21 protein-coding genes are annotated in these 18,411 nt (G+C 60.7%); 15 read left to right on the top strand and 6 right to left on the bottom strand.

From position 1 onward, the window contains the following. Positions 1–11 precede the first annotated feature (11 nt). The 8 genes from NLY43_RS11085 to NLY43_RS11045 all read left to right on the top strand — a co-directional run bounded on the left by NLY43_RS11085 (position 12) and on the right by NLY43_RS11045 (position 8,584). Complete coding sequence (locus tag NLY43_RS11085) at positions 12–2,153, top strand: beta-galactosidase (RefSeq protein WP_023712995.1); 2,142 nt, start codon at positions 12–14, stop codon at positions 2,151–2,153. Between the two features lie 299 nt (positions 2,154–2,452). Then, positions 2,453–3,127 carry a GntR family transcriptional regulator gene (locus NLY43_RS11080; RefSeq protein ID WP_023712994.1) on the top strand — a complete coding sequence of 225 codons (675 nt, stop codon included), beginning with the start codon at positions 2,453–2,455 and terminating at the stop codon, positions 3,125–3,127. A 71-nt stretch (positions 3,128–3,198) separates the two neighbouring features. After that, the gene (locus NLY43_RS11075; RefSeq protein WP_031199779.1) at positions 3,199–4,047 is read left to right on the top strand and encodes a transporter substrate-binding domain-containing protein; all 849 of its coding nucleotides are present in this window, start codon (positions 3,199–3,201) and stop codon (positions 4,045–4,047) included. A gap of 29 nt (positions 4,048–4,076) precedes the next feature. Beyond that, the gene (locus NLY43_RS11070; protein WP_023669344.1) at positions 4,077–4,790 is read left to right on the top strand and encodes an ABC transporter permease; all 714 of its coding nucleotides are present in this window, start codon (positions 4,077–4,079) and stop codon (positions 4,788–4,790) included. After that, positions 4,790–5,503: an ABC transporter permease gene (locus NLY43_RS11065; protein WP_023712992.1), complete on the top strand. Its 714-nt coding sequence runs from the start codon at positions 4,790–4,792 to the stop codon at positions 5,501–5,503. The genes NLY43_RS11070 and NLY43_RS11065 overlap by 1 nt, the downstream gene beginning before the upstream one ends. Positions 5,504–5,546: 43 nt before the next feature. Beyond that, complete coding sequence (ggt, locus tag NLY43_RS11060) at positions 5,547–7,139, top strand: gamma-glutamyltransferase (RefSeq protein WP_023712991.1); 1,593 nt, start codon at positions 5,547–5,549, stop codon at positions 7,137–7,139. Between the two features lie 113 nt (positions 7,140–7,252). After that, entirely contained in the window at positions 7,253–8,011 is a 759-nt protein-coding gene (locus NLY43_RS11055) for an SDR family NAD(P)-dependent oxidoreductase (protein WP_023712990.1), read from the top strand. A gap of 261 nt (positions 8,012–8,272) precedes the next feature. Next, positions 8,273–8,584, top strand: a complete 312-nt coding sequence (locus NLY43_RS11045; RefSeq protein WP_156935593.1) for a TOBE domain-containing protein — start codon at positions 8,273–8,275, stop codon at positions 8,582–8,584. On the opposite strand, the gene NLY43_RS11040 is transcribed toward NLY43_RS11045, so the two are convergent. Both NLY43_RS11040 and NLY43_RS11035 read right to left on the bottom strand, forming a co-directional pair. Next, positions 8,566–9,213, bottom strand: coding sequence for a helix-turn-helix domain-containing protein (locus NLY43_RS11040; RefSeq protein ID WP_023689282.1), 648 nt, complete (start codon positions 9,211–9,213; stop codon positions 8,566–8,568). The two genes, NLY43_RS11045 and NLY43_RS11040, sit on opposite strands and share 19 nt — an antisense overlap. 147 nt (positions 9,214–9,360) lie before the next feature. After that, entirely contained in the window at positions 9,361–9,807 is a 447-nt protein-coding gene (locus tag NLY43_RS11035; protein ID WP_023689281.1) for a pyridoxamine 5'-phosphate oxidase family protein, read from the bottom strand. A gap of 135 nt (positions 9,808–9,942) precedes the next feature. Here NLY43_RS11035 and NLY43_RS11030 point away from each other — a divergent pair, with 135 nt between their 5' ends. Beyond that, complete coding sequence (locus NLY43_RS11030; protein WP_023712988.1) at positions 9,943–10,215, top strand: hypothetical protein; 273 nt, start codon at positions 9,943–9,945, stop codon at positions 10,213–10,215. Here the strand turns inward: NLY43_RS11030 and fixJ are convergent. Further along, entirely contained in the window at positions 10,212–10,826 is a 615-nt protein-coding gene (gene fixJ, locus NLY43_RS11025; protein WP_023689279.1) for a response regulator FixJ, read from the bottom strand. The two genes, NLY43_RS11030 and fixJ, sit on opposite strands and share 4 nt — an antisense overlap. Continuing rightward, positions 10,816–12,369 carry a PAS domain S-box protein gene (locus tag NLY43_RS11020; protein WP_023713762.1) on the bottom strand — a complete coding sequence of 518 codons (1,554 nt, stop codon included), beginning with the start codon at positions 12,367–12,369 and terminating at the stop codon, positions 10,816–10,818. Before NLY43_RS11020 ends, fixJ begins: the two co-directional genes overlap by 11 nt. Before the next feature lie 199 nt (positions 12,370–12,568). Between NLY43_RS11020 and NLY43_RS11015 the strand changes: the two genes are divergently transcribed. The 3 genes from NLY43_RS11015 (at position 12,569) to NLY43_RS11005 (ending at position 14,665) form a co-directional block, all read left to right on the top strand. After that, on the top strand, positions 12,569–13,381 hold the full coding sequence (locus tag NLY43_RS11015) for a putative universal stress family protein (RefSeq protein WP_023689277.1): 813 nt from the start codon (positions 12,569–12,571) through the stop codon (positions 13,379–13,381). A 353-nt stretch (positions 13,382–13,734) separates the two neighbouring features. Further along, positions 13,735–14,004 carry a DUF6455 family protein gene (locus tag NLY43_RS11010; RefSeq protein ID WP_023806646.1) on the top strand — a complete coding sequence of 90 codons (270 nt, stop codon included), beginning with the start codon at positions 13,735–13,737 and terminating at the stop codon, positions 14,002–14,004. A 112-nt stretch (positions 14,005–14,116) separates the two neighbouring features. Beyond that, the gene (locus NLY43_RS11005; RefSeq protein ID WP_031199776.1) at positions 14,117–14,665 is read left to right on the top strand and encodes a hypothetical protein; all 549 of its coding nucleotides are present in this window, start codon (positions 14,117–14,119) and stop codon (positions 14,663–14,665) included. Positions 14,666–14,737: 72 nt separating this feature from the next. On the opposite strand, the gene NLY43_RS11000 is transcribed toward NLY43_RS11005, so the two are convergent. Then, entirely contained in the window at positions 14,738–15,436 is a 699-nt protein-coding gene (locus NLY43_RS11000; RefSeq protein ID WP_023689274.1) for a CBS domain-containing protein, read from the bottom strand. Between the two features lie 148 nt (positions 15,437–15,584). Here NLY43_RS11000 and NLY43_RS10995 point away from each other — a divergent pair, with 148 nt between their 5' ends. Beyond that, on the top strand, positions 15,585–15,800 hold the full coding sequence (locus NLY43_RS10995; RefSeq protein WP_023712984.1) for a DUF1858 domain-containing protein: 216 nt from the start codon (positions 15,585–15,587) through the stop codon (positions 15,798–15,800). Positions 15,801–15,803: 3 nt separating this feature from the next. Here the strand turns inward: NLY43_RS10995 and NLY43_RS10990 are convergent, their stop codons facing one another. Then, complete coding sequence (locus NLY43_RS10990) at positions 15,804–16,505, bottom strand: Crp/Fnr family transcriptional regulator (RefSeq protein ID WP_023712983.1); 702 nt, start codon at positions 16,503–16,505, stop codon at positions 15,804–15,806. A gap of 150 nt (positions 16,506–16,655) precedes the next feature. Here NLY43_RS10990 and NLY43_RS10985 point away from each other — a divergent pair, with 150 nt between their 5' ends. Together NLY43_RS10985 and NLY43_RS10980 are read left to right on the top strand one after the other, a co-directional pair. Then, positions 16,656–17,093, top strand: coding sequence for a pseudoazurin (locus NLY43_RS10985; protein WP_023689271.1), 438 nt, complete (start codon positions 16,656–16,658; stop codon positions 17,091–17,093). Positions 17,094–17,195: 102 nt separating this feature from the next. Then, complete coding sequence (locus NLY43_RS10980; protein ID WP_023712982.1) at positions 17,196–18,377, top strand: NnrS family protein; 1,182 nt, start codon at positions 17,196–17,198, stop codon at positions 18,375–18,377. Positions 18,378–18,411: the final 34 nt, after the last annotated feature.

The following is an 18,411-nucleotide window of genomic DNA, read 5'->3' as shown; positions in this document are numbered from 1 at the left end:
GTTTTCCGACTATGACGACTGCCTCGAAATCCGCGCCGCTCTCTGTCTGGCGGCCGATCGCGACCGACACTTTCCTCGTCGGTACCCCGCATTACCCGGAGCATGTCGATGAGAGCTATTGGCAGCGCGACGCCGACCGCATGGCAGCCGCGGGCTTCAACGCGGTGCGACTTGCGGAATTCGCCTGGCATATTATCGAGCCGCGTGAGGGGACGTTCGACTTCGTTTTGTTCGACCGCGCCATAGATGTGCTGGGCAAGGCTGGCATCAAGACCATCATGTGCACGCCGACGGCGACGCCGCCGCGCTGGCTGACGGCGCGTTATCCCGAAGTGTTGCGCGTCGATGCCAATGGCCGCGCCATGAGCCATGGCTCGCGCCAGCACAGCAATCTTGCGAGCGGAGTGTTCCGCGAGCATTCGAAGCGCATCACCAAAGCGATGGCCCAGCATTATCGCGGCAATTCGCACATCATCGGCTGGCAGACGGACAATGAGCTCAATACCTCTGGATCGCTGTCCTACGGTCAGGTGACGCTGGCCGAGTTCCAGGCCTTCCTCAAGGACAAGTACGAGACCATCGCCGCGCTCAACGATGCGTGGGGCGGGCATTTCTGGGCCACCGCCTACGACGATTTCGATCAAGTGGTGCTGCCCCTCGACTACGCGCCTGCCCCGGTCGGGCCGACCCATGTGGTCGACTATCACCGCTTCCTCGCCTTCGTCACGGCGCGGTTCCAGCACGATCAGGTGCTGATCCTGCGCGAGACCAATCCAGACTGGTTCGTCTTCCACAATCTGGGGCGGATCGACGACATCGACTTCCGCGGCGAGTTCTCGACCGATCTCGATTTTCTCGGCTTCGACATCTACCCGCATCTCGATGACGAGATGCAGCGGGTCGGCAGCGTCGGCGAGGTACAGGCGCTGCGTCTCGACATCTGCCGCGGCTTCACCGGCAACTTCATCGTGCCTGAGCAGCAATCGGGTTTCGGTGCGCAGCCGAACTTCTCGACGCTGACGCCCGAACCCGGCGAGATGCGCCGCATGGCCTATACGTCAGTAGCGCGCGGCGCCGATGGCGTGATGTTCTTCCGCTGGCGGCCGGCGCATTTCGGCGCCGAGATCTATTGGATGGGCATCATCGATCACGACGACATCCCGCGGCGGCGCTATGACGAGGCCAAGCAGTTTGCGGGCGAGGTCACGGCGCTCAAGGACAAGATCCTCGGCACGCATGTGCGCATGGATTTGGGCATCGCCGGATCAGATTTCGACAATCAAGAGATGCACCGCTCCTGCCCCATCGGCATGCCGAGCCCGCAGGACGATGCGACGCTGCTGCACCGCTATTGCTACCGCCACAACTTCGCCTGCGGCTTCATCCATCCCGAGGATGATCTCAGCAAGCTCAAGGCGCTCTACGTGCCGCATTGGCTGAAATGGACCGATGCGTGGACGGCGCGGATCGAGGCCTTCGCCAAGGCGGGTGGAACGGTAATCCTGGGCGGCCGCACCGGATCACGCGACGTTAACAACCACGTCATCCGCGACACCTCGCCGGGCAAGACGCTCTCGGCGCTGGCCGGGATCACGGTCGAGGAGTTCGGGTTGCTGACGCCGATCGGCGGCGAGGGCCTGTTCGAGCATGGCGGCCGCTTCGGCGCCAATACGGTGCGCAAGAAGCTGCCAGCGACGTCGGCGAGCCGCCAATACGAGCTCAAGATCGGGAATGCGCAGGTGACGGCGGCGCATCTTTATGAGCTGCTTAACGTCGCGCCCGGCACGGAGGTTATCGGCAGCTGGGCCAGCCGCTTCGCCGAGGGCCAGGCCGCGATAACTTCGCGCAAAGTCGGCAAGGGCAAGGTGATCTACCTCGGCACGTACCTCAGCGACGCTCTGGTCGAGGTGCTGGCCGATCAAGTGCTGGCGCCCGCCGGTATCGTGCCGCTCATCGCAGACATGCCGGCCGGCGTCGAAGCGACCATCCGCGAGAGCAAGGACCGCCACCTGCTGTTCATCCTCAACACGCTGGGCGAGCCGGCAAGCATCGGCAATGTCCCCGCGGGCAAGGATTTGCTCGGCGATGGCAAAGTACGCGGCGGTAGGCTGTCGCTCCCGGCCTATGGCTGCAGCATCATCGAACTCGACTAGGGATATTGGCGCGAGGCCTTGGGAAACGCTCCAGGCATCTTTGTGTTGCCACGTGCCACGGCTTTCAGCGCGACCGTCACGAACACGCTTTTCGTACGTCCCTTGATCCTTTCGATGAGAAGCCGTGCCGCGTTTGCGCCAAGTTCGGGCGCGCGATACGAGGCGGTATCAGGGGACCGCGCCGGCCTCTAAGGGCTCTTGACGATTTGCCTTGACTGCGCGAAAGAACTCTATTGTATTTGTGGATACAAAAATCCAATTTTGCGTTGATCAGAAAATTCAGCAAAAAAGATCCCCAGATGAGCCATTCGGCAATTCCCTACGCCCAGACGCCGGCCACTGCGGAGCAGGAAGCTTTTCTGCATCTGCAATCTGCAATACGCCTCGGGCGTTACCGTGCAGGCGACCGGCTCATCCCTGAAGAGATCGCGGCCGAGATCGGCATGAGCCGGATGCCTGTGCGGGAGGCCTTCCAGCGGCTGGCAGTCGACGGGCTGGTGGTGATCCGCCCCAATCGTGGCTGTATCGTCGCTGGTCTGACGCTGAACGAGATCTACGAGACGTTCGAGATCCGCTCGGTGCTTGAGGGGCTTGCCGTTCGCCTGGCAATGCCTCGGATGAACGCCGAAACCATTGCCGAACTTGAGCGCCTTTTGGCCCGTATGGAGCGCAGTGGCGCTGCCGGCGGCGCCGATTGGGTGACACGGCACCAGGAATTTCACGGCTACATTTGCAATCAAAGCGGCCGCCCGAAACTTATTCGGCAAATCGCATCCCTGCATGTGACCATCGAACCCTATCTGCGCATCTGGTTCGACTATGTCGAAAAACCGCTCAGCGCCGCGGAGGAGCATTTGGCCGTGATCGATTCGCTACGCGGCGGCGATGCCGGAGCCGCTGAAGCGGTCATGCGCAGCCACATTCTCGACACGGCGCCGCTGCTGGCAGAGTTCGCGAGCCCGAGCCGACGTTGAGGTAGTCGGCTAAGGGATATTCGAGTTCTACAAAGTGCCCTCGCAGGGCCGAAAAAAAGGGGAACAGAACCATGAAACTATTACCCATTGCATGTCTTGCGGCCGGATTGAGCTTAGCTGCCGCTCTGTCGGCTTCAGCCGAGGATACGCCAAAGAAGATCACCATAGCGACGGAGGGCGCCTATGCGCCCTGGAACTTTACCACCGCTGATGGAAAGCCCGATGGCATGGAGGTCGAGCTCGCGCGCAATCTCTGTGAGCGTATGAAAATTGACTGCACCATCATTACGCAGGACTGGGATGGGCTCATCCCGGCGCTGACAGTTGGCAAGTTCGACGTCATCATGGCGAGCATGTTTATCACCGACAAACGACTTGAAGTCATAGACTTCACTCAACCCTATGCGATCGATCCTTCCGGGTTCGCCGTGGCGAAGGACAGCGCGCTCGGTGCGTTGGCCGGTTCGACCGAGAAGATAAAACTGGAAGACGAGGCCCCTGCCAAGGCGGCAATCGACAAGATCAAGCCGCTGATCGCCGGCAAGATCGTCGGCGTCCAGGCTGCGACGGCGAACTTGGAGTTCCTGAAAAAGTATTTCGACGGCGCCGTCGAAATCCGCGAGTACAAAACCACGGAACAGCACGACCTCGATCTCGCGGCCGGCCGTGTGGATGCCCTGTTTGCACAGCAGACCGCTTTGGCGGCAACCTTGGCCAAGCCGGAATTCTCAGGCTACACGGTCGCTGGTCCCGGCTTTCTCGGCGGGGTTTTCGGACGGGGCACTGGGGCAGGGCTGCGCAAGCAGGATACCGTGCTCAAGGCGATGTTCAACAAGGCGATCGATGAAGCCATTGCCGACGGCACCATCAAAAAGCTTTCGCTGAAATGGCTGAAGGCCGACGTCACGCCGCCCAAGTGAGAAGCCCTTCCCGGAGCGCGAACTAGCCGATGCTGGATAGCGTTCGTCTGCTAGGGTTTGGCGACGGCGGTTGGGCGGTGGCGCTGCTCAGCGCTGCGTTCGTAACGCTTCTGCTTTCGGTCGCCGGATTTATGGTCGGCTCGGTGATCGGCGCCTTGGCAGCTGCGGCCCGGGTCAGCGGGTCGCGCTCCCTCGGCTTGCTCGCCGATGCCTATTCCACGGTATTCAGGGGCGTTCCCGACCTCTTGACCATCTATCTCCTGTATTTCGGCGGTAGCATGGCGCTGACTGCGGTTGGCCATTGGTTTGGCGCCCAGGGCTTCCTTGGATTGCCGGCTTTCGCCACAGGCACAACGGCAATCGGCATAATTTCGGGTGCCTATCAGGCGGAGGTATTCCGCGGTGCCTACATCGCCATCGACCGCGGTCAGATCGAAGCAGCGCGCGCCTATGGCATGCCGCCTGCGCTCATGTTGCGCCGGGTGATCGCACCCCAGCTTATGCGTCACGCCATCCCGGGGCTAGGGAATGTGTGGCAACTGGTGCTCAAGGATTCAGCGCTGATTTCGGTAATCGGGCTTGTCGAACTGATGCGCCAGGCACAGATCGGGGCTGGATCGACCCGCGAGCCGTTTCTCTTCTACATGGCTGCCGCCGCTCTCTACCTGGCCATCGCCTCAGCGACGGGATTGCTGTTCAAGCGCGCTGAACGCCGCGCGCTTCGGGGCATTCGGGGGGTGTAATGGATTTCGCCTTTTTCGCTGAAATATTGCCAAAGCTGCTTGCCGGCCTGCCGCTGACGCTTGAGCTTGCCGGCACGTCCATCCTGCTCGGCGCCATCCTCGCCTTGGCTTTGGCGCTGGCCCAGCGCCTCCGCCAGCCCTTGATTGACGGGCCAATCAAGGGTTTCGTCGCGGTGTTTCGCGGCACGCCCCTGTTGGTCCAGATATTCCTGATTTACTACGGCCTTGGCCAGTTTCGGCCGACATTGCAGGAACTTGGTTTGTGGGGCCTTTTCCGCGAACCTTATTGGTGTGCCATCCTCGCGCTAACCCTCAACACCGCAGCCTATGGCAGTGAAATCCTCCGCGGCGCCATGCAGTCGGTCCCGTCCGGCCAGATTGAGGCGGCGCAGGCCTTTGGCATGACGCGACTGATGACCTTGCGCCGCATCGTCCTGCCGATCGCACTGCGCCAGGCTTTGCCAAGCTATGGCAACGAAATCATTTTGATGGTCAAGGGAACCTCACTTGCATCCATCGTTACGCTGATGGAAATCACCGGCATCGCCCAGGGCATCATTTCGCAAACCTACCGGGCCATGGAAGTTTTCGTCTGCGCCGGCGCTATCTACCTGATCCTCAATTTCATCATCACCCGGACACTGGGCCGGCTCGAATACAATCTGTCACGGCATCTGCGCCCGGCATCGGGCCTTGCGACCAGTCCAGCGTGATCGGCTGGCGCTCACTGCAATCGTTCTAGGGAGTTTTTCGCGTATGAGAGATTTCGAGAAACCAAGCCGTTCGGTCGTGGTCGCACGGCATGGCATGGCTGCGACGTCCCATCCGTCGGCCACGCTTGCAGCCGTTCGGATTCTGGAGGCGGGGGGCAACGCACTCGATGCGGCCATCGCCGCCAGCGCCGTACAGTGCGTGGTCGAACCGGGGTCTACCGGCATCGGCGGAGACTGTTTCGTCCTAATGTCGAAAGAAGGGTCCAGCGAGATCATCGCCTACAACGGATCCGGCCGTGCCCCTGCGGCTGCAACAGCCGATTGGTATGCATCTCAGGGCATCACAGAAATCGAGCGTCACTCACCGCATGCGGTAACGGTTCCCGGAGCGGTGGACGCCTGGACACAGCTCAACGCCGATCATGGAAAACTGCCGCTGGGCAAGCTTTTCGCTCCTGCGATCGAGTTCGCCGAAAGCGGCTACGCCATCTCCCCACGCGTGCATTTCGACTGGGAACAGGAGGCGGCGCTGCTTTCCGCCGATCCTGGCGCAAAACGCATCTTTCTCCCTGGGGGGCGGGCGCCGAGGATCGGCGAGGTGCACCGGCAACCAGAACTCGCCGCAACATTCCGCAAGATAGCTACGGATGGACGCAACGCCTTCTACAGGGGGGAGGTTGCCGAGGACATGGTTTCGCGCCTGCGAAGCCTCGGCGGTTTGCACACACTGGATGATTTCATGGGGGCCAGGGGCGAATATGTGACGCCGATAAAGACGGGTTTCCGCGGCCACGACGTCTACGAATGTCCGCCAAATGGCCAAGGCGTCATAGCGCTCATGATCCTCAATATCCTGTCGCGCTTCGAGGCCAAGGGTGACCCTCAATCCGCCGACCGGCTGCACATCGAGATCGAGGCGACGCGACTTGCTTATGCGGCGCGCGATGCTTTGCTCGCCGACCCGGCGAAGGTGGCGGTGCCGGTCGAGCAACTGCTTTCAAGCGCGACGGCGGATCGTCTGGCGAGGATGATTGATCTTGGCCGCGCGCGCGCGGATCTTCCTTCATTCGATATTCCGGTGCATCGCGACACGGTCTATATTTCCGTCGTCGACAAGGATCGCAACGCCGTCAGTTTCATCAACTCGATCTATTATGGTTTTGGCTCCGGCATCGTCGCGGCGCGCTCGGGCGTGATACTCAACAATCGCGGTATAAGTTTTTCGCTGGATCCCAACCACCCAAACGTTATCGAACCAGGCAAGCGCCCGCTGAACACGATCATTCCGGGCATGCTGGTGAAGGATGGGCGCGTTGTTATGCCTTTCGGTGTGATGGGTGGAGCGTATCAGGCCATGGGTCACGCGCACTTCCTGTCAAAAGTTCTTGATTTTGGCCTCGACCTTCAGCAAGCCATTGATCTGCCCCGCGTCTTTCCAATTCCTGGCACGATGGACGTGGAGGTCGAGAGCACGCTTCCAGTCGCGGTTCAGGAGGAACTGGCCGGTCGCGGATTCCGCATCGTCCCGGCGGAAGAGCCGATCGGGGGCGCCCAAGCGATCATGATCGACTGGATGAATGGGACGCTGCAGGGCGGTTCAGACCCACGCAAGGACGGCTGCGCAATCGGCATTTAGAACGCTACACAGGTGTTGGACGAGGAACAAAGGTCGAGGCCACTGTCCGGCCATCTCGCATACTTGGGCCTATGGGCTCATCCTCGTAGCAACCAGCGGAGTCTGATTTGACCATGCCTTCTTCTATCATCAAGCGAGCACTGATCACCGGGGCGGGTGCTGCCGACGGCATCGGCTTTGCCATAGCGCGGCAGCTCGGTCTTGCCGGTCATGCCGTTTTCCTGAACGGTGCCAGCGCGCGTGTACTCGATCGCGCCGCCGAACTTTGCGCCGAGGGCATCAATGCCAAAGCTGCGGTCGCCGATCTCACCATCGCGGCCGAAGTCGCGCGGCTGCGGGCTGATGTCGGCGCTGTCGACATCCTGGTCAACAATGCCGGCATGGGTTCGCTGGCATCGCCCTCGTCCGATAAGGCGTTTCTTGCCATGACCGAGGCAGACTGGGACCAAGGGATCGACGTCAGCCTGAAGACCGTATTCCTGGTCACCCGCGCGTTTTTGCCGGCGATGGTAGAGGCAGGCTATGGGCGCATCGTCAATGTGGCGTCGGTTACCGGGCCGCTGGTGTCTTTCGAAGGCACAGCAGCCTATTCCGCCGCCAAGGCCGGCATGGTCGGCCTGACGCGCACGCTGGCGCTCGAAGTAGCAAAAAGCGGCATCACGGCCAATGCCGTGGCCCCCGGCTGGATCGAAACGGGCTCGTCTAGCGCAATGGAGCGGCAAGCTGCCCTGCACACGCCACCGGCGCGGGCCGGGCGACCGGACGAGGTTGCCGCAGCGGTGGTGTTCCTGGCATCGGAAAGTGCGAGCTACGTCAACGGCGCCCTGCTGGTGGTCGACGGCGGCAACAGCCTTCAGGAGCGCAAGGGCTGAATCCGAAACGAGGTCGTTCACGATCAGGTCGCGAGTTATGGAAAGCGTTGGAAATAGCATCGCCAACGCATTCGCCGAGGCTGAAGTGTGTGTGCGTGGGGGTGCGCATGGTCGCGACGACCTCCCAACCCCGAGTAAGGAAGAGTTCTGCCGTGGCGAGACCGAAACCCGACGAAGCACCGGTGATAAGAATTTCGGCATCAATGTATCTCTGTCGTTGGTACGACGAGATATGGACAAAAACGCCGGACTTTCAGCCCGGTGCGCACCCCGCTTGAGGTCGGACGCAGACTGCAGCTTGGATTGAGGCCAGAACACCGCGACGCGGGCGATGGGATTGCCATGCAGGCCAGTGTGGAATTCGTCGAGGCGCTGGGATCTACGTCCTATGTACATTCGACGCTGACAACCGGCGAGACCATCGTCGCCGAGCGGCGATCATTTCGGCCCAAGACTGGCGATCAGATCACGTTCCATTTCGCGCCTGCATCGGCGCGGCTATTTGGCGAAGACGGCGGGCGCTACATTCCGCGTGGCCCGGAGCATGTTGTCATTCACTCGCTCATGTTCTGAAGCGCGTCGTGCCTGACGATTTCCACGCACCGCAGACTAGCCAGGCGGATGACGCCTTTCTCCTTCAGCCGGGTGAAGATCCGCGATACCGTCTCGATGGTGAGGCCGAGATAGTCGCCGATGTCCATGCGCGACATCGGAAGTTCGACCTGCCGCAACCCCCCTTGCCGTTCGGCCATGTCAACCAGGAACGCGGCGACGCGTTCGATGGCGCTCTGGCGACCGAGGACCAGCAGGTGTTCCTGGGCTCTGGTCAACCCCTGGAGCGCTAGGGGCAGCAACTGATGGGACATGTCCGCTCCAGCAGTGAGGCGGAAGACGCGGACACCGGTGGAGTTGATGGCTTCAGCAAAGAAATGGTGCGTCGTGTCGGCTTCGAAGCCGAATGTCTCTCCGGCTAGGTGAAAGGCACTGATCTGCCGGCGGCCGTCAGCAAGCAGGCGATAGACGCGGACAGCGCCGAACTCCACCTGGTAGAAGGCTCCGGCCTTCTCGCCCTGGGCGTAGATTTCCGCACCTGCGGAATAGAAGCTGAGTGGTTGCAGCGGTGCGCGCTCGAAAGCCTCAGGCAGGTTGGGCAGGGTAGATCGTGACGGCAGCGAAATTCTGGAGGCGGTGTAGGCGTACATGGCTGTTTTCCCGGTTGATCCGTTACACAGCATGGCGTGAATCGGCCGGCGCCGAAATTCGGTTATGTCCCTACGGGAAACTACCTAGAACCGCAGCTCCTACACCGGGCCAGCCATCGCTTTCGCAGGCCGCCGCAGTAAAAACACCTATTCACTTGCTTCGCGGCCCGACACCTGCTCGATCAAGATACGGAAGAAAACGTGGGGCGCGCTGTCCGACACCGGAGGTGTGACCGGCTTGAGGGCGCCGGGCTCCCACCAGTCAGCGTGCTTGCTCAACACCGACCATGCGTGGTCGCGCTCGCGCTTGTGGCCAAGTTGGTCCGGCAGTTCCTCATAGCGGCCATCGACAACAACGCTTCGCCATCCTCGCCCTTGGCCGCGCTCATCAACCTGGACGGATACCAGCGGATTGGCTCGCATCCATTCGATCTTCTTGCCCGGCATGGAAAATACATAGAGGTGATTGTCCGCATGCGCGTAGTACAGGGGCACGATGTAGGGCCGCCCATTCTTTGCGCATGCGAGCCGGCCAACGCGATTGGCCGTCAGCAATCTCGTACATTCCAAGGCAGAAAGTGTGCGGACCATCATCGGAGCCATCTCCTATTTCTCACAGCCAGCGCAAGGTGTTGTTTGCCTTGCCGCGTTGAACCATGACCATGCGGGTGCTTTCGCCTTGGCTCACGGCGGCAAAGCGCACATTCGCGCATTCGGCAATTGCGGAAAATGATTCAGATCAAGGCGCGAGCTGGCGCTTCTGCGGATCATGAGGAGATGTGGAAACCAATCCTCACCGCTCCGTTTGGGCGCAACCTCAAACTGGCCGTCTTCGACGAGGACGGTGAGCATGCGCTCGTGTTTCCCTGCAGGAAGGAGCTGGACGGCTGGAGGAACGTCGCCACCGGCGCATGGGTCGACATCCGTCCGACCCACTGGCGCGACTGGGAGCCTCACCGGGTGCCAACTCGCGACGGCAATCCCTTTGGAGACCATCCCTAGGGCTTGGATTCAACGATCAACGCCATGCGCACAAGATGTGACAGACTGCCGGCGCCCATCTTGCTCATGACATTGGCGCGATGGATCTCAACAGTGCGTGGGCTGATTCCAAGGTCATAGGCGATCGTCTTGTTCGGCAAACCCGACACAAGCCCGTCCAGCACCTGGCGCTCACGATCTGTCAACGTCGACAGACGCCCGCGAATATCCGCGGACTGAGGGTGGGATGCATTGACCTGGTTGCGGTTGGCCAACGCTGAGCGGATCGCCTCGATCAACATTTCATCGTCGAATGGCTTCTCGATGAAATCGCAAGCGCCTTCCTTCATTGCCTGAACGGCTAGCGCCACATCCGCATGGCCCGTCATGACGATGACCGGAATTCCATGCCCGCCTGCTCTGAGCTGGCGCAGAAACTCGATGCCGTCTATGCCCGGCATGCGCACATCGGTGACGATGCAGCCCTCGAGACTGCCAGACGCCGTCGACAGGAAGGCCGTGGCGGAATCATACAGGCGGACCGCAAAGTCTGCCGTGCCCAACAGAAATCCAAGCGACTTGCGGACGTCCAGGTCATCGTCGACCACGTGCACCAGATCATTAGCGGCCATTGGTGACCTCATCCTTATCGACGATGCGCAATGTAAACCTGAAAGCGGTCCCGCCGGCCGGCATTGCCTCGGCCCATATGTGACCGCCATGCGATTCAACTATGGTGCGGCAAATAGACAGGCCGACGCCCATGCCCTGCTTTTTGGTGGTGACGAATGGCTGGAACAGTTGGGCGGAAATCTCCGGCGCGAGACCGGCCCCGGTGTCGATGACGCTCACCTCCGCCATCCCGTCGGCGCGCGCAATAGTCGTGACCAGCAGTTCGCGTCGCGGCGCGTCTTGCATGGCTTCGACAGCATTGCGCATTAGGTTTAGCAGAACCTGCTGGATCTGGATGCGATCGGTTAACACCAGTTCGGCAGCAGGATCGAGCTTGTAGCTGACAAGGACATTTATCTCCCTTGCCCCGACCAGGGCCAGCGACGAGGCCTCTTCGATGAGCGCCGGCAGCCGTTCGACCTGACGCTCGCTTTCGCCTCTTGCAACGAAGTCTCTGAGATGGCGAATGACGTTTCCAGCCCGCAGCGCCTGCTCAGCGGCCTTTTCCACGGCATCCCGCAGGATGGGCGCATTCTCTTCGGTGCTTTTCTCGAGCAGCCGACGACTGCCCTTCAGATAGTTGGTGATGGCCGTCAGCGGCTGATTGATCTCGTGAGCAAGGGTCGAGGCCATTTCGCCAAGTGCTGTAAACCGCGCCATATGGAGAAGCTCCTGCTGCTGCTCCTGGATTCTAGCTTCTGCCCGATGGCGTTCGGTCAGGTCGCGGCAAAAGCCGGTAAAGAAGCGTCCGGTTCCCGGATGCATCTCGCCGACGGAAAGCTCCATCGGGAAGGTCGAACCATCCTTGCGCATCCCGGTGACGGTGCGCCCGAGCCCGATAATCCGGCGCTCTCCGGTGGTCAGGTAGCGAAGCAGATAGGCATCATGCTCGTCGCGGTAGGGCGGGGGCATCAGCACTTTCACGTTTTGGCCAATGACCTCACCTGACTGATAGCCAAACAATGTTTCGGCGGCTGTGCTGAAGGATTGGATCCCGCCTTGCTCATCGATGACGACCATTGCATCCGGCACTGTTGCCAGGATCGATCGCAAATGGTCCTCACGCAGCCGAAGAGCTGCGTTTGCAAAGGAGAGTTCGCTGACATCCGTGCCTTCGATGAAGATCGCGGTGATACGGCCATCGTCGGACTTGATGGGCTGATAGACGAAATCAAGGATGCGCTCTTCGAGCGGCCCGTCGGCCTTGTTGCGAAGGCCGACCTTTACGCCCTGGCCTCTGTATGGCTCGCCGGTCGTGTAGACCTGGTCCAGATGTCCGAAAAACTCATCTCCTTCGAACTCGGCAAAGGCTTCCCTGACTGACTTTCCAATCACCTGCCTGTTGCCGATCAACCGCTGGTAGGCGGCATTGGTCAGTTCGAAAACGTGACCCGGCTCGCGCATGAGCGCGATGAAGCCCGGAGCCTGATCGAACATCCGCGACAAGAGGGCTTTCAGCGTCGTCCCAGCGGGCGATAAGCTGAGCGCTTCGTCTTTGATCAAATCAAATTCCCAGGTTCGAGATGGTGCTACCGGGCTAACTACCACTTCTCGTCGCACAGGCAAAACAGATCGAGACACGTTTCCGCAAGAGATTTAGTTGGCGGGCGCAATTGGCGGGTCTTTGACGTGCATCAAGGCATCGGGCGCTGGCGCATGCGACCCATCACGCATAGCGCCGCTCCAGTGAAAGGCACCCGCAATGGCCTACAAGTCAATCATCGTGAACCTCGCCATCGATGCGGCTCCTGCGCCCATTGTTCAGGTGGGTATCGAACTTGCCAAGCGATTTGGAGCGCATCTTGTTGGCTTGGCGGCAGCCGATGTCCCACCTTTGGTCGCGACAGGCGAAGGGATGGTCTACGAAGGTGAGATCATGCAGATCCAACGAACTGAGATCGAAAAGCGGCTCGCCGAATTGCGTGCAGTGTTCGAAAGAATGGTGCCGGTTTCCGTTACAAGCGAATGGGCACAGTCCGTCTGCAGTCCGACCCGGTTCCTCAGCGTTGTGGCCAGGGCGGCCGACCTTATCGTCACCGGCTGCGGCGATGGAGACAATGTCTTTCGTGCTGTTGATATCGGCAGCCTCACGCTCGGTGCCGGCCGGCCAGTCTTGGTCACGGCAGGTAATATGGAACATATCCGCGCAAAAACCGTGCTGGTTGCCTGGAAGGACACCAGGGAGGCACGGCGTGCGGTAGCCGATGCACTGCCTTTTCTGGAAAAGGCCAGCGACGTTATCGTCGCCACGATAGACACCAGCCGCAACGAAACCAGTCGAGACAGCCTCGACGATGTCGCCGTTTTCCTTGACCACCATGGCATCAAGGCGCGAACCGAGCTGATCGCCTGCAAGGCTGATGGCGACCGGTTGCTGAGTTTCGCGCGCTCGATCCATGCGGACCTGATCGTCTCGGGCGCCTATGGCCATAGCCGCTTGCGGGAATGGGCATTTGGCGGTGTCACTCGCACGCTCATCGAAGAGAGCGGCATCAGCCGTTTCATGTCGTATTGAAGGAGAAGTTGACCAGCAACCTGTCTCGGCCGGAGCAGGTTACCTCCTGCGGCGCGCCTGGAGACCCTCAGCCTCGGGACACCGCGACGGTGCTAGCAACATGTTCAAGGTGGGGGTGCCCACGACGCAGCGGCTGCGTTCATTTGTTTTCCGAAGCGAACAACGGCCAGATCTAGACCTGGCCCGAGCAACCGGCCTGCCGGTCAGCGGACGTCTTCGACCACCTGCCATTCCGTTTGGCTTCATGCTCCCCGTCACGGCCCAGGGTTGGCAATGATGCCGCCTGTTGATCGAGATCAACGCCACCCGCCGCCAACGGCGGCAAGGATGACCGGTAGGCAGGAGTGATCAACATGACCTTTCTCGATTACCTGATTTCGGTCGACGCCAGAACGGCGCTAATGGGTCGAATGATGCGGTCGCTCGGGGTCGACAGACATCTGAAAGTCGTGGCAGACCATGCGGCAGTCACCAATCGGGCGGTGGACCGCTGCCGTTCCTGCGGGCACCAGGATGAATGCTCAACCTGGCTCGACGAACATGAGCAATCCGAGAACCCGCCAGACTATTGCCGCAACAGCGACCTGATCGCTCGACTGCAGCATGCGGCCGGGCAACGCTAGGGCATCGAGCAGGCAGCCTCGACGAGAGGTCGTGCCGTCCGTGTTTTGACGAGGGCCAACGCAAACCAAGTTTTTGCGGTTGATAAGTCTGCATTCCACAGGACCAGGCAGCTTGGACAACTTACTTTTTCTCGGAGCATTTGTGCTCTTTGTCGCACCAGGGCCTACCAACGCTCTTTTGATGGCGGGGGCGGTCAAGCGAGAGAAAGTGGTCAAGCTTTTGGCCGCTCAGGCATGCGGATACGGGATCTCATCCGCGTGCTGGTTTTCCCTGCGCCCCTTCATGTCACCCGAGGCCATTCAAATACTTAGGCTGGTAGCAGCCGGATGGCTTGTAGTTCTTGGACTGCATCTGATAACCAGCGCGCGGATCAACGTTTCCAAAAATGGCGACGCCATTTCTGTTGCGGTGACCAGTGCCCTGAACCCGAAGGCCTTTATCTATTGCCTGGCTATCGTGCCGATGAACATCGAACCGCGCGCTCTGGGGATCTTCTGGGTTGTGCTTCTGGTGATAACAGCTGCCACCGGATCGGTGTGGCTTTTGCTTGGCCGGCGCTTCAGCGGAGGCAACAAAAAGACAGAAAGAATTGCGGGCGCGGCGCTCGTTGCATTCGCCCTGTTGCTCCTTCGGCCATTGATACTTCTAGTCGCGATCTGAACGCGGCGAAGCCTGGGCGAAAAGCGGGCCTATCGTGGATGCAACCTTGAAATCAGCTGGCACGGCCGCTTGCTACGAAACAAGGAGGACGGACACTGGATCGGCGCAGAAGAGACCATCCTCGACAGCTTTGACGCCGGCGACGTTTTCGGCCGCAACAATGGCTGCCCGGCGCGCGCGTTCGTCGAAGATGGCCCCGCCCAGTTTCACCATGCCATTGTTCACAGTCACGTTGACCATGTCCTTGCCAGCCCATTTCTGTGTCCCTAGCTCGGCCATGATGTTCTGCCGGATCTGTTCGTCATCGATGGCTGCAGCGGCTGCAGCCGGAAGGGCGCTAATCAATGCCCGCAGAAGATCAGAGCGGGTGATGATGCCGACGACTTTCCCGGTGTCGATGACAGGGATGCGTTTGACATGGTGACGCGTCATGAGCTCGACGACCTCGTCGAGCGATGCGGTGGGGAATGCCGTGACGACATCTTGTGACATCACCTCCTCAACCCGTCGCCCATTGGCGTGGACATATTCATCGGCGGCCGTTCCGGGGCTGACCAGAAACTGCAGCCAGCGTGAGCGCTTGCGCTGCGTGCCCAGTTCCCCGCGACGCAGGAAATCGCCCTCGCTGACGATCCCGACCAGGGTGCCGTCGCCGCGAATGACGGGAAAGCCGCTAATCTTTTTGGTGAGCATCAACCAGGCAGCGTCGGCGATCGATGCGGTCGGGTCTATGCCGACGACCGGCTTGCTCATAATGGCTTCGGCTTGCATGCCAACCTCCTCATATGGTTACTCCTATCCATATCGAGGCCGCGCGAGCTGTGCCTTGATCTGAATCATTTCTAAATTGCGTAAGCGCAACGAAGGCAGTCCGAGCCGGATTTATGAAGAGGGCTTCGCAAATCGCGGAGACGTCATCATGAAACAGTGCAGCTCGATCAACCCCGATATGGTCGTCGACGAAATCATGAGGAAATGGCCGGCAACGGTCGCTGTGGTGTTGAGACACAAGATGCTCTGCGTCGGCTGTCCGATAGGCACTTTCCATACGGTGACCGAGGCGTGCCGGGAACATCAAGTCGATGAGGGCGACTTTCTGGTCGAACTCGAATTGGCCATTCGAGGTGAACGATGACGGTCAGTCCTTTTCCCGGTTCTCGGCCAGAACCACAAGGCGATGCGCATCTTTGACCGTGACCCTCTGGCGCCCGCTGACAATTATTCCGTTCTCTTCCCATTTGCTGAGCAGCCGGCTGACGGTGTGCAGCGTCGTTCCCGTCATCTCGGCAATGTCCTGCCTCGAAATCGGGAAATCGATTTCGATGCCGCTGTCCGTTTTTCGGCCGGTCTGGTTCACCAGCCGCAGAAGCGCATGCGCAACCCGCTGCTCCACCTGTTCCGTGGACATCTCCACCACCCGCGTCTGCGTCTCCTCCAGCCTGCTTCCAACCGTCTTGTAGGTGGCTGCCCCAAACACGGGGAAGCGTCGGGACAGATCAGGCCACAGGGCGTTGGGCCAGGCCAGCACCACGCAGTCGACAGCCGCGACGGCACTTGCGGGATAGGTCGTCCGGCCAAGGGCTGCGGCGACGCCAAAGATCTCGCCTTCGCTGATGTATCTGGCGATGACCTGCTGTCCGTCCGGCGTGGTGCGGACCACCCGTATGTGCCCGGCGATCAGCACGAAGAAGGAATGGGCTTCGGCTTCCTGCGCGAAGATCGTTGGGTCTTTGGCATAGCGAGACGATCGTGCATTTCGCAGGATCTCGCTCTGCTCGTCCGGCGCCAGCCCCTGAAAGAGCGGCAGCGGCGAAATCAGCGATCGGTCCAGCGCGGCCAAGCGGATCCCTCACGGCTCTATGGTTCCGCATCAGTCTTGCGGAAGACCTTTCTTATCCCGAGTTTGCGCCAGCGCAAATTGTCCTGGGCCGCATCAGGCTAAATGGCATGGAACGGCGCAACGCCGGGAAGACGAAACAAGGACAAACCGATGAAACTCTCCATCCTCGCTGCCGCAATCTCGATCCTCGCGCTCGCCGGCGGTGCCAGCGCGGAAGAGCACGTGGTGCAAATGCTCAACAAGGGCGAAAAAGGCGCCATGGTTTTCCAGCCAGCTTTCGTCAAGGCGGCGCCCGGCGACACCGTCAAGTTCGTGCCGACCGACAAGACCCACGACGCCGAGTCGATCAAGGGCATGCTTCCGGATGGCGCTGAGCCTTTCAAGGGAAAGCCCAGCGAGGAAATCACCGTCACGCTGACAAAGGAGGGTGTCTACGGCGTCAAATGCGCGCCTCACTACGGCATGGGGATGGTCGCGCTGATCGTTGTCGGCAAGCCGGTCAATCTCGATACCGCCAAGGCGGTAAAGCATCCCGGGAAGGCAAAAACGGTGTTCGCCGACCTGTTCACCCAGGTTCCTGCCAACTGAGAGCAATCGATACAGGCATGCCTGCCGCATAAAGGGCGGGCACGGGCCGGACGGACCGAGGGCGGCGGTTCATCCGGCGCTGTTCATTTGGAGATACAAATCATGGGAATTCCACGCCTGCGGGCCTACGCCGGGCCTGCACTTCTTTCCTATGGGTTCAGGCCCTTCTTTTTGCTCGGGTCGCTGTATGCTGCGCTGTCCGTTCTGCTTTGGCTGCCGATCTATGCCGGCGAACTCGATGCCCACAGTGCGTTTCTCCCGGTCGACTGGCACATCCATGAAATGTTGTTCGGCTATCTGCCGGCGATCGTTACCGGGTTCTTGCTGACCGCCATCCCGAACTGGACCGGCCGGGTGCCGGTGCAAGGCCTGCCGCTGCTGGCGCTGGTTGTCCTGTGGCTCGCCGGTCGTGCCGCTGTCTTCTTCTCGGCCGATATTGGCTGGCAAGCAGCCGCGTTGATCGACGGTTCTTTTCTGCTTGCGGTCAGTGCTGCGGCGGCACGCGAAATCGTCGCGGGGCGGAACTGGCGCAATCTCAAGGTGCTGCTGCCGCTTGCCGTCCTGGCCGGCGCCAACGGCGCCTTCCACATCGAGGCGCACCTTCACGGCACATCGGACGTCAGCCGAAGGCTCGGCATGGCCGCGGCGATCATGCTCATTTCACTGATCGGGGGGCGCATCATTCCAAGCTTCACCCGCAACTGGCTCGTCCGCGAAAATCCTGGGCGGCTGCCTGCGCCGTTCGACCGTTTTGACGTCGCCTCGATAGCCATCTCGGCGATCGCCCTCGGAGCATGGACGTTCGCCCCCGGCAACAGCGCCTCAGGGATGCTCATGGCCGTCGCCGCAATCTGCCAAGCGTGGCGTGTGTCGCGGTGGGCAGGCGACCGCACATTCCGGGACCCGCTCGTGCTCATCCTTCACGTGGCTTATGCCTTCGTACCGCTCGGTCTTGCCCTGCTTTCGGCGTCGTTCTTTTTTCCTGGCATCGTGCCGGTCGCAGCTGGGCTCCACGCGTTGGGCGCCGGCGCGATCGGGTCGATGACGCTCGCCGTAATGGCCCGAGCGACGCTCGGACATACCGGCCGGCAATTGCGGGCTGGACGACTAACAACTTTTGTCTTTGCAGCTATTCTGGTCGCAGCCTTGTCGCGCGTCCTTGGCGTTTTTGTCCCCGATGAGGCCATCATTAATCTCGCCGGTGCTGCATGGGTACTGGCATACGCCGGCTTCCTTCTGACTTACGGCGTCGCATTGACGACGCCGAAGGCTCATGCCGTTTGACGGCTACTCCATGCCAAGCGAAGGCGGGATAGCG

Source organism: Mesorhizobium sp. C416B (genome assembly GCF_030323165.1).
GTDB lineage: Bacteria > Pseudomonadota > Alphaproteobacteria > Rhizobiales > Rhizobiaceae > Mesorhizobium.
Note: the sequence above shows the minus strand (reverse complement) of the source record. Positions and strands in the feature narration are given on the sequence as shown.

Excerpts from the sequence above, each read along its gene's own strand:
- NLY43_RS11070 (WP_023669344.1), top strand. The coding sequence starts at position 4,077 with ATGCTGGATAGCGTTCGTCTGCTAGGGTTTGGCGACGGCGGTTGGGCG.
- NLY43_RS11055 (WP_023712990.1), top strand. The coding sequence starts at position 7,253 with ATGCCTTCTTCTATCATCAAGCGAGCACTGATCACCGGGGCGGGTGCT.
- NLY43_RS11040 (WP_023689282.1), bottom strand. The coding sequence starts at position 9,213 with ATGTACGCCTACACCGCCTCCAGAATTTCGCTGCCGTCACGATCTACC.
- NLY43_RS11085 (WP_023712995.1), top strand. The coding sequence starts at position 12 with ATGACGACTGCCTCGAAATCCGCGCCGCTCTCTGTCTGGCGGCCGATC.
- NLY43_RS11015 (WP_023689277.1), top strand. The coding sequence starts at position 12,569 with ATGGCCTACAAGTCAATCATCGTGAACCTCGCCATCGATGCGGCTCCT.
- NLY43_RS11000 (WP_023689274.1), bottom strand. The coding sequence starts at position 15,436 with ATGCAAGCCGAAGCCATTATGAGCAAGCCGGTCGTCGGCATAGACCCG.
- NLY43_RS11075 (WP_031199779.1), top strand. The coding sequence starts at position 3,199 with ATGAAACTATTACCCATTGCATGTCTTGCGGCCGGATTGAGCTTAGCT.
- NLY43_RS11030 (WP_023712988.1), top strand. The coding sequence starts at position 9,943 with ATGATTCAGATCAAGGCGCGAGCTGGCGCTTCTGCGGATCATGAGGAG.
- NLY43_RS10980 (WP_023712982.1), top strand. The coding sequence starts at position 17,196 with ATGGGAATTCCACGCCTGCGGGCCTACGCCGGGCCTGCACTTCTTTCC.
- ggt (WP_023712991.1), top strand. The coding sequence starts at position 5,547 with ATGAGAGATTTCGAGAAACCAAGCCGTTCGGTCGTGGTCGCACGGCAT.
- NLY43_RS11080 (WP_023712994.1), top strand. The coding sequence starts at position 2,453 with ATGAGCCATTCGGCAATTCCCTACGCCCAGACGCCGGCCACTGCGGAG.
- NLY43_RS11065 (WP_023712992.1), top strand. The coding sequence starts at position 4,790 with ATGGATTTCGCCTTTTTCGCTGAAATATTGCCAAAGCTGCTTGCCGGC.
- NLY43_RS10995 (WP_023712984.1), top strand. The coding sequence starts at position 15,585 with ATGAAACAGTGCAGCTCGATCAACCCCGATATGGTCGTCGACGAAATC.
- NLY43_RS11035 (WP_023689281.1), bottom strand. The coding sequence starts at position 9,807 with ATGATGGTCCGCACACTTTCTGCCTTGGAATGTACGAGATTGCTGACG.
- NLY43_RS11010 (WP_023806646.1), top strand. The coding sequence starts at position 13,735 with ATGACCTTTCTCGATTACCTGATTTCGGTCGACGCCAGAACGGCGCTA.
- fixJ (WP_023689279.1), bottom strand. The coding sequence starts at position 10,826 with ATGGCCGCTAATGATCTGGTGCACGTGGTCGACGATGACCTGGACGTC.
- NLY43_RS10985 (WP_023689271.1), top strand. The coding sequence starts at position 16,656 with ATGAAACTCTCCATCCTCGCTGCCGCAATCTCGATCCTCGCGCTCGCC.